Here is a 12,875-nt window from a genome sequence, read left to right as displayed (position 1 = left end):
AAGCTGGTCACCCCGGACGGGGTGCTCGAGGACGCGATGTTGATCATCGACGGGTCGAGGATCCAAGCCGTCGAGCCGTACGTCCCCGATCAGGAACGCTCGACGGAGTTGATCAACGGCTGGGTGCTGCCGGGTTTCGTGGACACCCACACCCACGGCGGCGGCGGGGACGACCTGGCCACCGAGGATCCCGATGCGGTACGCCGGGTCGCGGCGTTTGCTCGCAGCCACGGCAGCACCAGCATCTTCGCCAGCCTGGTCACGGCTTCGCTGGACACCCTGGAAGATCAACTTCGTACGCTGTCGCCGCTGCTGGTCGCCGGCGAGATCGCCGGCATCCACCTGGAGGGGCCGTTCCTGTCGGCCGCCAAGCGCGGCGCACACGATCCGGATCTCTTGCAGGTACCGGATCCCAGCGCCGTCGACCGGCTGCTGACCGCCGCCGACGGCCGGATCTCCATGATCACCATCGCGCCCGAACTGCCGGGTGCGCTCGATGCCGTCCGCCGTTTCGTCGCCGCCGGGGTGACCGTTGCGATCGGCCACACCACCGCCGACGACCGGGTGACGCTGGATGCGTTGGACGCCGGCGCCACCGTCGTCACCCACCTGTTCAACGCGATGCCGTCGATCCATCACCGCAAGCCGGGTCCGGTGCCGGTGTTGTTGACCGATCCGCGGGCCACCGTCGAGTTGATCTGTGACGGCGTGCATCTGCATCCCGAGATCGCACGGATGGCGATCCGGACGGCCGGTCCGGACCGGGTCGCCCTGATCACCGACGCGATGGTGGCGACCGGGATGTCCGACGGCGACTACCGGCTCGGCGGGCTGGACGTCCGGGTCAGCGACGGGGTGGCCCGGTTGCAGACCACCGACGGCAGTGAGGGTTCGATCGCCGGCTCGACGCTGACCATGCAGGGCGCGGTCGCCTTCTGCGTGCAGACCCTCGGCCTGCCGATTGCCGACGTCGCCACCATGGCGGCGACCACCCCGGCCCGTACCCACGGCCTGGACGACGTCGGCCGACTGGAGTCCGGAAAGCGTGCCGACCTGGCCGTCGTCGATGATCAAGGAAACCTGCTCCAGGTGATGGCCGGCGGTCAGTGGCAGAGCGAGTGGCAAAGAAGGAAGGACGAGGTATGAGCCTGGCCCGACTCACCGACCTGCTCCAGCCGGCCGCAGCCGACGGCACCGGAGTGGGTGCGTTCAACGTGTTCAGCATCGAGCACGCGGAGGCGCACGTCGCCGGCGCCGAGCAGGCCGGTCTGCCGGTGGTGCTGCAGATCTCCCAGAACGCGGTCAGGTATCACCGCGGCCTGGAGCCGATCGCCCTGGCCACCTTGTCGATCGCGCGGTCGGCGGCCGTACCGGTGGTCGTCCATCTCGATCACGCCGACGATCAGGAGCTGGTCGACCAGGCGATCGCGCTCGGCTTCGGGTCGGTGATGTACGACGGCTCGAAGCTGGACTACGACGCCAACGTCGCCGCCACCGCCGACGTCGTCCTCCGCTGTCACCGCGCCGGGATCGACGCCGAGGCCGAGCTCGGCGAGGTCGGCGGCAAGGACGGGGTGCACGCACCGGGAGCGCGGACCGAGCCGCAAGAAGCCCGGCAGTTCGTCGAGGCGACCGGGGTGGACGCGCTCGCCGTCGCGGTCGGCTCCTCGCACGCGATGACCAGCCGGACCGCCGTACTCGATCTGGCGCTGATCGCCGAACTCAAGGCCGCGGTCCCGGTGCCGCTGGTGCTGCACGGATCGTCCGGCGTCCCCGACGACGAGATCGTCCGCGCGGTCCGGGCCGGGATGACCAAGATCAACATCGCCACCCACCTGAACGTGGTGTTCACCGGCACCGTCCGGGACCTACTCGGCGACGATCCGAAGCTGGTCGACAGCCGCAAGTATCTCGGCCCGGCCCGGGACGCGGTGGCCGCCGAGGTGGCGCGTCTGCTGGGGATGCTGCACGGGGCGCCCGTGGACTAATCTTGCATCCGCCGATTTCCGGCTGCTGCGCGGCCCCATACGGGCGCGCTGGCGGCGTTGCCGCCGCTCGCGTTACGCCCGGTAGCCCTTCGCAGCGGCGCCTTGCCAGCACACCCGTCTGGCGCCGCTCGCGACGCCGCAAATCGGCGGATGCAAGATAATCTTGCATCGTTCCAGATTTCTGCCGTACGGTCGGCGGCCCCCACCAGTCAGGAGATGGCGACGTGCGAGACCTGATCGACACCACCGAGATGTACCTGAAGACCATCTTCGAACTGGAGGAGGAGGGCATCGTCCCGCTGCGGGCGCGGATCGCCGAGCGACTCCACCACAGCGGCCCGACGGTGTCCCAGACGGTGGCCCGGATGGAGCGGGACGGTCTGCTGCACGTCGAGGGCGATCGGCATCTGGAGTTGAGCAAGCTCGGCCGCGAACGGGCCACCCGGGTGATGCGCAAGCATCGGCTGGCCGAACGGCTGCTGACCGACGTGATCGGGCTCGAGTGGGAGCTCGTGCACGACGAGGCCTGCCGCTGGGAGCACGTGATCTCCGAGGAGGTCGAGGAGCATCTGATCGAGCTGCTGAAGGCGCCGCAGCTGTCGCCCTACGGCAACCCGATCCCGGGCATGGAAGAGCTCGGCGTGCGGGAGCAGGTCGAGTCGTTTCGCGAGGGCAACGAGCCGCTGGCTGACGCGGTCGACGAGTCCGGTGTCGAGGTCCGGACCCGGCTGGTCCGGATCGGTGAGGAACTGCAGAAGGACGTCGAGTTGATGGCCACCCTGCGCGAGGCCGGGATCAAGCCCGGCGTCGAGGTGAAGGCGGGTAGCGGCGGACTCGGGGTGGTGTTGACGCCGACCGAGGGCGTCGCCTGCGAGGTCGATCGCGCCTCCGCCGCCCACCTGTTCGTCAGCAAGGCGTGACCACGAGCTGGGCTCGACGACGAGCCAGGAGGAGCTGATGGCCGGCGACGAGGTGGACTGGGAAAGCTACCTGGCTGACTTCCACACCCGCCGGCCCGGTGCGGTCGAGGCCGTGCTGTCGCAGGCGACGGCAGGCGACCACACTCCGTACCGCTGGCTGGCCCGAGCGATCTCCGGCCCGGTCCGTACGGTGCTGGATCTGGCCTGCGGATCCGGTGCGATGTCGCGCGAACTCGCGGCCCCGGATCGCACCGTGATCGGCATCGACATCTCCGCGGCCGAGTTGAAGCTGGCCGCCGAACGCAGCCCCGGACCGTGGATCGAGGGCGACATCCGGCGGCTGCCGCTGCGGGACGGTTCGGTGGACGCGGTGACCGCCTCGCTCGGGCTGATCGTGGTGCCCGAACTCGACCGGGTGCTGGCCGAGGTGGCCCGGGTGCTCAGGCCCGGTGGTGTGTTGGCGGCGATCGCGCCGGCGCTGCGCGGGATCGCGCCGCGAGACCTGCGGGTGCTGACCCGGGTCACCGCACGGCTGCACACCAAACCGCAGTTCCCCGGCAACGTCGAGGTGGCGGGCTTCAAGCAGGCGCTGATCCGGTGCGGGATGCGGCGGGTCGAGGACGCGCGGCAGCGCTACGGATTCTGGGTGACGTCGCGGGCCGACGCGGAGACCGTGATGTCGGCGTTGTACCTGCCGGAGACCCGCTGGTCCCGGGTGGAATCGGCGATCGAGCATCTGGAGGACCGGGTCCGCAGCCGCGGCCCGTTCGAACTGGCCATCCCGATGCGTCGACTCGTCGCGATCAAGTAGAGCCTTGTTGCGATCAAGTAGAGCCTCGTCGCGATCAAGTAGCAGAACGGAATAGTCGACCGCCGCGTGACGTTGCCCAAGACGTCACCGATCGAGTGAACCCAATCAATCGAGTACGCCGCCCGCCCGGGCGACGATGGAGGAGTCAGGCTATGGCAACGGTCGACATCAGCGCCGACACGTTCGAGAAGACGATCACCGAGAACGACATCGTGCTGGTCGACTTCTGGGCCGAGTGGTGCGGTCCCTGCAGGCAGTTCGGTCCGGTCTTCAGCAAGTCCTCCGACAAGCACGAGGACGTGGTCTACGCCAAGCTCGACACCGACGCCAACGCCGAGTTGCGGGACGCACTGGGCATCCAGGGCATCCCGACCCTGATGGCCTTCCGCGAGGGGGTGCTGGTCTTCAACCAGGCCGGCGCATTGCCGCCGCAGTCGCTGGAAGAGGTGGTCACCGCGGTCAAGGGTCTGGACATGGCCGAGGTCCACTCCCAGGTCGAGAAGATGAAGGCAGAGCAGGGCGAGCAGCCCGAGGGCTGACCCCGGCGCTCCGAGCCACCGAAGGGCCCGTCCGGTCTACCGGGCGGGCCCTTTGCGCTGCCCGAAACCATTCCGTACTCGGACTGTTGCAACACTGTGACTGTCCTGCGAACCGAACTGAGTGAACCCGGCGAAACTGCCGTCTATAGTCACGCGGGGATGGCATCAGTTGGAGGGCAACCCGCGTGGATTCGCAACGTTTTGGCGCATCGAGCGCCCCAGAAACCACATCCTCAGGAGCATCGGCTCCTGGGGGCGTTTTGTTGCGTCGCGGGTTTGTGAGTTACCGTCCTTCGGCGGACGAGTACGTCGGCTCGGCCGCAGCCGCGAGCGAGGGGTCGCCGCGGCCAATTCCCTGGAGGATTCGGTAAGTGGTCAAGTACCTGCTGCGCAGAGTCGGTGGCTGGCTGCTGATGATCATCATCGCTACCAACATCACCTACTTCCTGGCCAACTTCTTTTTGCATCCCCGTTCGCTGTACGTCGGTCGGCGCCCGCCGCTGCCGGAGGCGCAGGTGGATGCGTTGTTGGACGCAAACAATTTGAACGACAAGGTTCCGATCTTCGAACGCTGGTGGGTGTGGATCAAGGGCATCGTGCTGCACTGGGACTGGGGCAACAGCCCGACCGGGGATCCGGTGAACGGGCAGATCGCCTTCCGCATCCCGGTCAGCGCCGAGTTGATGATGGGCGCGTTCATTCTCTACACGCTGATCGGCATCGGTCTCGGTGTGTACGCCGCGTCGCGGCAGTACCGGCCGGCCGACCGGATCAACCAGGCGTTGTCCATCATCACCCTGAACATCCCGGTGGTCGTGGCCGGTCTCGGCATCGTGTTGCTGGCGATCAAGTTCAATCAGGCCGTCGGGCATCGCGTCTTCTACGTCACCGGATCTCGATCAGCCGATGTGCACGGATTGGCGGCGATTCCGGACATCCTGCAGCACCTGGCGTTACCGACGATCGTGTTGATCATCACCCAGTACGCGTCCACCCAGATGCTGCAGCGGTCGCTGTTGCTGGACAACATCTCGGCCGACTACGTCCGGATGGCGCGGGCGAAGGGTCTGACCAAGTCGCATGCGATTCGCAAGCACGCGTTGCGTCCGTCGCTGATCCCGGTGGCCACTCAGGTGGCGTTCTCGATCCCGGCGCTGTTCACCGGCGCGGTGCTGACCGAGACCATCTTCAACTGGGAAGGCATGGGCAAGTACTTCATCGACACCATCAACAAGATGGACGTCAACGGTGTGGTTGCGGTCGCTGCCTTCGGTGCGCTGATGACGGCCGTCGGCGCGGTGCTGGCCGACATCGCCGTGGTGGCCCTCGACCCGAGAGTGCGGGTGAGCTGAGATGAGCTTGACCGATCTGGAGAACGGCGACCTGCGCGATCCCGAGATCCACACCGAGGAAGCGACTCCGGCCGCGGTCGGCCGGCGCAGGCTCTCCCGGCGTGCCCTCTACACCCGGCGCTTCGTCCGCAACCGGCCCGCGGTGGCCGGGTTGTTCATCTTCGTCCTGCTGGCGTTGTTCGCCATCCTGGGTGGCCTGTTCGCCAAGCACGACTATCTCGCCACCGACTTCATGAACCTGTCCACCGGCCCGACGGCCGACCACTGGTTCGGCACGAACGACGCCGGCAACGATCTGTACGCCGAGGTCGTGCACGGTCTGCAGCGGTCCTTGATCATTGCTCTGATCGTCGGTGCGGGCAGCACGATCATCGCCGCCATCATCGGTGCCACCGCTGCCTACTTCGGCGGTTACTACGAGCGAGTTGTGCTCGCGGTGATCCACTTCCTGATGGTGGTCCCGGCGTTCTTGATCTTGGCGCTGTTCTCCAACAGCTCCGGCGGCAACTGGCTGGTGATCGCGATCATCCTGTTGTTGATCAACTGGTTCTTCCCTGCTCGGGTGGTCTGGACGCTGTCCTTGTCGATCCGGGAACGGGATTACGTCCGGGCGTCGCGCTACATGGGCGTCGGCGGCTTCAAGGTGGTGCTGCGGCACATCGTGCCCAACATCGGCTCGTTGTTGATCATCCAGTTCACCCTCGGCGTGGTCGGCGCGGTGCTGGCCGAGACCAGCCTGTCGTTCATCGGGTTCGGCGTGAAGGCGCCGGACGTGTCGCTGGGCTCGTTGATCGGCGGCGGCGCGGACACCATCACCAGTGCGCCCTGGCTGTTCTACTTCCCGGCTGCGGCCTTGACGCTGCTCACCGTGTCGATGGCGTTGGTCGCCGACGGTCTGCGCGATGCGCTGGATCCGACCTCGGCGGCGGGAGGGCAGGCATGACCGACCCCGTACTTTCTGTTCGTGACCTTCGGGTCAGCTTCCCGTCCGAGGCCGGCCGGGTGGACGCGGTCGACGGAGTCTCCTTCGACCTGATGCCGGGGCGCACGCTCGGCATCGTCGGCGAGTCCGGCTCGGGCAAGTCCGTCACCTCGATGGCGATCATGGGTCTGTTGGCCGAGACCGCGCGGATCCGCGGGTCGATCAAGCTCGGTGATCGCGAGTTGCTGGACCTCGACGACAAGCAGATGTCGAAGATCCGCGGTCGCGACATCGCGATGATCTTCCAGGATCCGTTGAGCTCGCTGACGCCGGTCTTCACCATCGGTGATCAACTGATCGAAGCGTTGACGATCCACGGCACGATGACGAAGCGGCAGGCCGCAGCGCGGGCGGTGGAATTGTTGCGGTTGGTCGGCATTCCGCAGCCGGAGTCGCGGATGAAGTCGTTCCCGCACGAGTTCTCCGGGGGGATGCGGCAGCGGGTGGTGATCGCAATTGCGATGGCCAACGACCCGAAGGTGATCATCGCCGACGAGCCGACCACGGCGCTGGACGTGACGATCCAGGCGCAGATCCTGCAGGTGTTGAAGCGGGCCCAGGAGGAGACCGGGGCCGCGGTGATCATGATCACCCACGACATGGGTGTGGTGGCCGGCACCGCCGATGATGTGGTGGTGATGTACGCCGGTCGGCCGGTGGAGCAGGCGCCGGTGTACGAGACGTTCGCCGAGCCGCGGATGCCGTACACGATCGGCTTGCTGGCAGCGATTCCGCGGGCGGACAAGGCGGAGAAGGAGCCGTTGATCCCGATCAAGGGCAATCCGCCGATCTTGATCGATCTGCCCGAGCGGTGCCGGTTCGCCGATCGGTGTCCGATCGCGATCGAGGCGTGTTTCTCGGTGGATCCGGAGTTGTTGCCGGTGCCGCCGAAGGGGATGGTCGACCCGTCCGTCGGTCATGATCAACTCGGGATTCCGCACGTGGCGGCGTGTATCCGTGCCGACGAGATCGACGCCGGCGGGATGATCCACGGCGAGCCGGTGTATCCGGTGCCGCAGATCCCCGAGGGCGAACTGGCGGCGGTGCCGCGCGAACAGCGTCCGGCGGTGCTGAAGGTGGACAACCTGGTCAAGCAGTTCCCCTTGTTGAAGGGGGCGGTGATCAAGCGTCGGGTCGGCACCGTGTACGCCGTCAACGGGGTGTCGTTCGACATCCGCGAGGGCGAGACCATGGCGCTGGTCGGCGAGTCCGGCTGCGGCAAGACCACCACGCTGCTGGAGATCATGGACCTGGCCCCGGAGCACGGCGGCGTGATCGAGGTCGGCGGACGCGGTGTCACCGAGCTCGGCCGCCGGGAGACCCGGAACGTACGCCGTGATCTGCAGATCGTTTTCCAGGACCCGATGGGCGCTCTCGACCCGCGGCTGACCGTGTTCGACATCATCGCCGAGCCACTGCGGGCCTTCGCCCATTCCGAGTCCGAGGTGGACGCCCGGGTCGAGGAACTGATGAGCCTGGTCGGGTTGAATCCCGAGCACAGTGATCGTTTCCCGGCGGCGTTCTCCGGTGGTCAGCGCCAGCGGATCGGGATCGCGCGGGCGTTGTCGACGAATCCGAAGCTGATCGTGCTGGACGAGCCGGTGTCGGCGTTGGACGTGTCGATCCAGGCCGGCGTGATCAACCTGCTGGACGAGTTGAAGGCCAAGCTCGGCATCTCGTTCCTGTTCGTGGCCCACGATCTGTCGGTGGTTCGCCACATCGCCGACCGGGTCGCGGTGATGTATCTGGGCAAGTTCGTCGAGTACGGCGATATCGACGCGGTCTTCGACAATCCGCAACACCCGTACACGCAGGCGTTGTTGTCGGCGATCCCGCTGCCGGATCCGGTCAAGGAACGGACCCGGGAACGGATCCTGCTGACCGGCGACCTGCCCAGTCCGATCGACAACTCTCCGGGCTGCCGGTTCGTTTCCCGCTGCCCGCTCTACCAGACGCTGCCGGAGGACAAACAAGTCCGCTGCCGGCAGGAAACACCACTGCTCACCGGAACGGAGGGGGTCCATACCAATGCGTGCCACTGGCGCTGACCATGCAGATCAAGATCGAGCCTGCGGCAACGAGGCGCGTTCTCGGGTGCTCCGTCCGGTGCAGCCCGGGGGAAAGGTTCTGGCTATCGAGTGATGAGTTGAGAACAGCAACCCCAGATAAATGTCAGAGCATTCGAAAGGAAAGTCATGAGATTCGGAAAGAAGGGCTTGGTCGCGGGGGTCGCGGCCATTGCGCTTTCCCTCTCGCTGGCCGCCTGTGGTGGCGGCAGCGGTGACAACAACGACCAGGGTTCGAGCGACCAGAGCTCGGCCGCGCAGGGCAGCACGAAGTTGCTGGCCGACTACAACCCGCAGCCGCGCGACAACATCAAGGACGGCGGCACCGTCACGATGCCGATCGTCGAGGTGTCTGCCCAGCAGAACACCTTCCAGGCGGACGGCTCGGCCTACACGAACCAGATCTGGACCTGGTACAACCCGCAGATGATGTTCTTCAGCCCCGAGGGCAAGTGGTCCGCCAACCCGGACTACCTGACCGACGTGAAGGATGAGCAGAAGGACGGCAACACCGTCATCACGTACACGATCAACCCGAAGGCGAAGTGGAACGACGGCTCCCCGATGACGTGGGAGACCTTCAAGACCACCTGGCAGGACAACAGCGGTAAGAACTCCAAGTTCATCGCCAGCAGCACCGACGGTTACTCCCAGATCAAGTCGGTCACCAAGGGCACCGACGATCGTCAGGCCGTCGTCACCTTCGACGGACCGTGGGCCTGGTGGCAGGGTCTGTTCAACACGGTGCTGAACCCGCACGTGAACACCCCGGACGTGTACAACACGGGCTACTTGAACAAGATGCGCCCGGAGTGGGGCGCCGGCCCGTACACGATCGACAGCGCCGACTTCAAGACCGGCCGGGTCACCTTCAAGCAGAACCCGAACTGGTGGGGTGACAAGGGCAAGCTGGACAAGGTCGTCTTCCAGCAGTACGAGGACACCGCCTCGATCAACGCCTTCAAGAACGGCGAGATCGACATGGTCAGCGTTGCCACCAAGGACCGGCTGGCCCAGGTCAAGAGCATGTCCGACATCACCGTGCACCGGGCTTCCCGGCTGTACAACGGTGTGCTGGAGCTCAACGCCGGCACTCCGATCCTGAAGGACCCCAAGGTCCGCCAGGCGATCATGGAGGGCATCGACCGGAAGACCGTCGCCAAGATCCGGTTCAACGGTCTGGACTACACCGAGCAGCCCCCGGGCTCCTTCAACCTGCTGCCGTTCCAGCCGGGCTACAAGGACGCCTTCACCGAGGCCGGTTACAAGTACGACACCGCCGCGGCCGGCAAGCTGCTGGACGAGGCCGGCTGGACCAAGGGCTCCGACGGCATCCGCGAGAAGGACGGCAAGAAGCTGAGCTTCGAGCTGCCGCTGACCGGTGACGATCCGTCGATCATCGCCCAGGGCAAGGCGATCCAGTCGATGGAGAAGGAAATCGGCGTCGACATGCAGATCAAGCAGATCGCCAGCGCCGACTTCTCCAAGATCTTCTCCGGCGGACAGTGGGACGCGTTCATGCTCGGGTTCACCTCCAGTGACCCGTTCGGCGTGGCCTACATGTGCCAGCTGTACTGCTCCACCTCCACCTCGCTGAACAAGACCCAGACGGGCACCCCGGAGATGGACAAGAAGATCGAGGCGCTCTGGAAGATCGCCGATCAGACCAAGCAGACCGAGGCCGGCATGAACCTCGAGGTCGAGGTCTTCAAGCAGACCTGGGGCATGATGCCGATGTTCAACGGTCCGACGGTCGTTGCTACCAAGAAGGGTCTGGCCAACCTGACCCCGGAGCCGTACTCCGGTCTGGACGGATTCGGTGTGCAGCCGGTCCAGAACTTCGGTTGGCAGAAGTGATCGATTGATCACCATGCTGATCAGCTGATCACGGCTGAATCACTTCGGGCGGGGTCCGCGCTTCGGCGCGGGCCCCGCCTGTTTCAACCCGATGCCGTACGCTGGTCCGCGGCCCAGCACGGGTCCTGCCCTCGTAGCTCAGGGGATAGAGCAACCGCCTCCTAAGCGGTAGGTCGTCAGTTCGAATCTGACCGAGGGCGCCAATCCCACCGACTTGTCAGCGCCACAACGCGCCATAGCGCTCTCTAACGCTGACAAGTCGGTTAGAGAGCGCCGGTCAGCCACTGCAGGCCGAGGCTGGTGAGGCCGACGGTGACCCAGAGCAAGGCGCCGAGGGCCAGCGGTCGGGCGCCGGCGCGGCGCAGTGCGCGGACATCGGTGGACAGCCCGATGGCCGACAGTGCGACGGTGATCATGAAGGTGGACGCGGTGCTCAGTCCGGGGTGCGCGGCGTCCGGGATGAACCCGAGCGAGTTGATCGCCGCCATCAGCGCGAAGCCGACCAGGAACCACGGCACCCAGCGGCTCAGCTGGGTGATCATGCTCGGCCTGCCTGCCGCCGGCTGCAACGCTCCGCCGGAACGAGCTCGGCGGGCGGCCAGCGCCGCCAGGCCGATGCAGATCGGGATGATCATCAACGACCGGACCAGCTTCACCACGATCGCGTACTGGCCGGCCTCCGCGCCGTAGGTGGTGGCCGCGGCGACCACCGAGGAGGTGTCGTTGACCGCGGTGCCGGCGAACAGGCCGAACGCCTGCTGGCTCAGCCCGAGCAGGTGCCCGATCAGCGGGAACGTGATCACGGCGGCGATGTTGAACAGGAAGATCGTCGACACCGCGTACGCGACGTCCATGCTGACCGCGCCGACCACCGGCGCGGCGGCCGCGATCGCGGATGCGCCGCAGACCCCGGTGCCGACGCCGATCAAGGTCCGCAGGTCACCGACCACCCCGAGCAGCCGGCCGAACAGCCAGGCACCGCCCAGGCAGGCAGTCAGCGTGCCGAGCATCACCGGCAGCGACTCAACGCCGACCCGGCCGACCTCGGCGATGGACAGCTGGGTGCCCAGCAGTACCACGGCGAACTGCAGCACATACTTGCCGGCGAACCGGATCCCCGGTGCCAGCAGTTCGCCCGGCTTCACCACGACCGCGACCCCGACACCGATCACGATCCCGGGCACGGCCCCGCCCAGCACCGGCACCAGGCGTCCGATCATGGTCGCCAGCACGGCGATCAGGACGGCGACGCCGATACCAGGCAGGGTTGTGGCCACGTTGTGTGCAGCGGAGGACCGCTGGATCTGCACCGTTCTCATCTCGGCATCCATGCTGCGTTGCCGAAGCGAGCCGGAGTAGTCCCTCAAGTCTTGTGGAGATACAAGGCTGCCTTGTAACAAGCCAGGCTACTTCACCGCCAGCCCGGTCTGCCGTTCCTCGCCGGCGACCAGGGTGAGCTTACCCGCGGTCGGCACCTGAACCGCGATCATGCCGGAGTAGCTCGCAGTGGCCACCCTGTACTTGTCGGGATAGACCTTGTGCTGATCGGAGTTCGGGCTGAACGTCACCGACGAACCGGGCTTGGCGGTCACCGTCTGGGTGAACGTCAAGGTGCCCAACGCCAGATAGCCGCCGTCGGTGGCCACCGCGATCAACAACCGGCCCGGGTGATAGCTGCGGGTGACCGGCCCCATCGACGCGGCCTTCTGATTGTTGGCGGCGAGGTCGTCGGCGTAGCGCTGCAGCACATCGCTGGCGGCGAACCTGCGGCCGTCGGCGCCATTCGGGTGTTGCAGTGCCGCGGCCACGATGCCGGGGATCTCCTGGGGCTCGGCGGCGTACTCGTCGTCGCTGGGATCGACCGTGGTCAGCGGCTTGTCCGTCGACCAGTCCGGTACGTCGGCGGCGTACATCCCGGCGCTGAAGGCACGCAGCCAGGCCGCATCGGGCGAAGTCCGCTGGTAGAGGCCGAGGTTCTGCCAGTTCTGCGGTGCGTTGCTGTAGTCGGAAACGGTGACCAGTTGTTGTTGGTCACCCGAGCCCGCGACCGGGTAGCCGCGTGAGTTGGGCAGGGTGAATTCCTGTGCGGTCTTGGGCAGCTTCAGCCGGTCGGCCAGGTCCATGGTGTCCAGGTCTCGCTGCAGCAACTCGCCCGTCTCCACGGTCTTGATCAACTGCCGATCTCGGGTCCGCATCGCCTGGAAACTCTTGTGGGCAAAGCTGTCCTGCAGTTGCTGGACCTCGTCCTGGGTGATCTGCGGTGCATCGGATCCGGAGCTGCAGGCGCCGAGCAGCGGGATGCTGCCGGCGGCCAGGGTCAGGCCGAGGAATCCTCGGCGGCCCAGTCGCAGCATGTCGTC

Annotated in this window: 11 protein-coding genes and 1 tRNA gene; 10 read left to right on the top strand and 2 right to left on the bottom strand. The window is 66.4% G+C overall.

Annotated features, from left to right (window positions below; all coding sequences use genetic code 11):
* Nucleotides 1–36: 36 nt before the first annotated feature.
* The 10 genes from nagA to FOE78_RS20945 all read left to right on the top strand — a co-directional run bounded on the left by nagA (nt 37) and on the right by FOE78_RS20945 (nt 10,718).
* Nucleotides 37–1,146 (top strand): N-acetylglucosamine-6-phosphate deacetylase, encoded by a 1,110-nt coding sequence (nagA, locus tag FOE78_RS20990; RefSeq protein ID WP_143988993.1) that lies wholly within the window; start codon nt 37–39, stop codon nt 1,144–1,146.
* On the top strand, nt 1,143–1,988 hold the full coding sequence (locus tag FOE78_RS20985; protein ID WP_143987992.1) for a class II fructose-bisphosphate aldolase: 846 nt from the start codon (nt 1,143–1,145) through the stop codon (nt 1,986–1,988). The genes nagA and FOE78_RS20985 overlap by 4 nt, the downstream gene beginning before the upstream one ends.
* Nucleotides 1,989–2,212: 224 nt before the next feature.
* The gene (locus tag FOE78_RS20980; RefSeq protein WP_143987991.1) at nt 2,213–2,908 is read left to right on the top strand and encodes a metal-dependent transcriptional regulator; all 696 of its coding nucleotides are present in this window, start codon (nt 2,213–2,215) and stop codon (nt 2,906–2,908) included.
* A gap of 37 nt (nt 2,909–2,945) precedes the next feature.
* Nucleotides 2,946–3,719 (top strand): class I SAM-dependent methyltransferase, encoded by a 774-nt coding sequence (locus FOE78_RS20975; protein ID WP_143987990.1) that lies wholly within the window; start codon nt 2,946–2,948, stop codon nt 3,717–3,719.
* A gap of 152 nt (nt 3,720–3,871) precedes the next feature.
* Entirely contained in the window at nt 3,872–4,258 is a 387-nt protein-coding gene (gene trxA / locus FOE78_RS20970; protein ID WP_143987989.1) for a thioredoxin, read from the top strand.
* A 371-nt stretch (nt 4,259–4,629) separates the two neighbouring features.
* On the top strand, nt 4,630–5,610 hold the full coding sequence (locus FOE78_RS20965) for an ABC transporter permease (protein ID WP_143987988.1): 981 nt from the start codon (nt 4,630–4,632) through the stop codon (nt 5,608–5,610).
* Nucleotide 5,611: 1 nt separating this feature from the next.
* A complete protein-coding gene (locus FOE78_RS20960) occupies nt 5,612–6,553 on the top strand; it encodes an ABC transporter permease (RefSeq protein ID WP_143987987.1) in 942 nt (313 codons plus the stop codon).
* Nucleotides 6,550–8,640, top strand: a complete 2,091-nt coding sequence (locus tag FOE78_RS20955) for a dipeptide ABC transporter ATP-binding protein (protein ID WP_143987986.1) — start codon at nt 6,550–6,552, stop codon at nt 8,638–8,640. Before FOE78_RS20960 ends, FOE78_RS20955 begins: the two co-directional genes overlap by 4 nt.
* A 147-nt stretch (nt 8,641–8,787) precedes the next feature.
* Nucleotides 8,788–10,515, top strand: coding sequence for an ABC transporter family substrate-binding protein (locus FOE78_RS20950; RefSeq protein ID WP_143987985.1), 1,728 nt, complete (start codon nt 8,788–8,790; stop codon nt 10,513–10,515).
* Between the two features lie 127 nt (nt 10,516–10,642).
* Nucleotides 10,643–10,718: transfer RNA gene (locus FOE78_RS20945), tRNA-Arg, on the top strand.
* Between the two features lie 60 nt (nt 10,719–10,778).
* On the opposite strand, the gene FOE78_RS20940 is transcribed toward FOE78_RS20945, so the two are convergent.
* Together FOE78_RS20940 and FOE78_RS20935 are read right to left on the bottom strand one after the other, a co-directional pair.
* Nucleotides 10,779–11,834 carry a YeiH family protein gene (locus tag FOE78_RS20940; protein WP_143987984.1) on the bottom strand — a complete coding sequence of 352 codons (1,056 nt, stop codon included), beginning with the start codon at nt 11,832–11,834 and terminating at the stop codon, nt 10,779–10,781.
* An 87-nt stretch (nt 11,835–11,921) separates the two neighbouring features.
* Nucleotides 11,922–12,869 (bottom strand): hypothetical protein, encoded by a 948-nt coding sequence (locus FOE78_RS20935; protein WP_143987983.1) that lies wholly within the window; start codon nt 12,867–12,869, stop codon nt 11,922–11,924.
* Nucleotides 12,870–12,875 lie beyond the last annotated feature (6 nt).

This window comes from Microlunatus elymi (genome assembly GCF_007362775.1).
Taxonomy (GTDB): domain Bacteria; phylum Actinomycetota; class Actinomycetes; order Propionibacteriales; family Propionibacteriaceae; genus Microlunatus; species Microlunatus elymi.
This window is presented reverse-complemented; position numbering and strand designations above follow the sequence as displayed.